We start from the raw sequence: 923 nt of genomic DNA on the forward strand, positions 1-923 counted from the left end.
TGAGTGCGGGAGTATGTCACGCTATTCCGCAGCAGCCTTGGCTGCTTTCGCTTCGGCTTCCTTAGCAGCTTTGGCCGCTCTCATTTCCGCCAGAATCTCCTCCGGTCGTTTGCCAGCCCGCTGGGATCCAGCAGGCAAGTCGTGGGGATCGATCACCCCTTTAGGCAGATAGGCAAACTCCCGCAGTGGGGTCACCATTGGGTCCTCAGTTACCTTGGAGGGCAAACGGCCCATCGCCACCTGATGGTAGTTGAGGTCGTGGCGGTCGTAGGCGGCCAGCTCATAATCCTCAGTTACCGAGAGGCAGTTGGTGGGGCAAAACTCCACACAATTGGCACAGAAAATGCACACCCCAAAATCAATGCTGTAGCTGTAAAGCTCTTTTTTCTTCAGCTCTGGGTTGTAGGCCCAATCCACCACCGGCAGGTCAATTGGGCAAACCCGAACGCAGATCTCGCAGGCAATACACTTATCAAACTCGAAGTGGATGCGTCCCCGAAAGCGCTCAGAGGGGATCAGCTTTTCGAAGGGGTATTGCACAGTTACTGGGCGCCGACCCATGTGGTCGAAAACCACCCCCATTCCCTGGCCAATGTACTTGGCAGCTCGGAAGGCATCGCCCACATATTCTTTGACACGCTTTAGAAAAGTCATGGTCTATGTTCTCCCTCTCTGGCCTCTTTACTTCTCATTCAACCCCCAAAAAAGGTGGGGAAGGCGAGCTTTAGGGCTGCCGTCAGCAGCAAGTTAACAAAGGATACGGGCAGCAAAAACTTCCACCCCAAGTCCAGCAGTTGGTCAATGCGCACCCGCGGCAAGGTCCAGCGCAGCAGGATGGCCAAGAAGATGAAGATAAAAGCTTTGACCATCGTCATGACAATGCCCAAGGCCGCCGCGCCGATCTGCAAGAAAGGGTTATCCAA

2 protein-coding genes are annotated in these 923 nt (G+C 54.6%); both read right to left on the minus strand.

The window, feature by feature from the left end; translation table 11 throughout:
• Window positions 1-21 precede the first annotated feature (21 nt).
• Complete coding sequence (gene ndhI / locus NW819_RS14045) at window positions 22-654, minus strand: NAD(P)H-quinone oxidoreductase subunit I (RefSeq protein ID WP_414331863.1); 633 nt, start codon at window positions 652-654, stop codon at window positions 22-24.
• Between the two features lie 38 nt (window positions 655-692).
• On the minus strand, window positions 693-923 hold a 231-nt coding region (locus tag NW819_RS14050), incomplete at its 5' end, for an NADH-quinone oxidoreductase subunit H (RefSeq protein ID WP_414414125.1).

Origin of the sequence: Synechococcus sp. R8-2, from assembly GCF_047461715.1 — a bacterium.
Classification (GTDB): Bacteria; Cyanobacteriota; Cyanobacteriia; order Thermostichales; family Thermostichaceae; genus Thermostichus.

What these genes read in the sequence shown, in the direction of transcription:
- ndhI (WP_414331863.1), bottom strand. Translation starts at nt 654, where the DNA reads ATGACTTTTCTAAAGCGTGTCAAAGAATATGTGGGCGATGCCTTCCGA.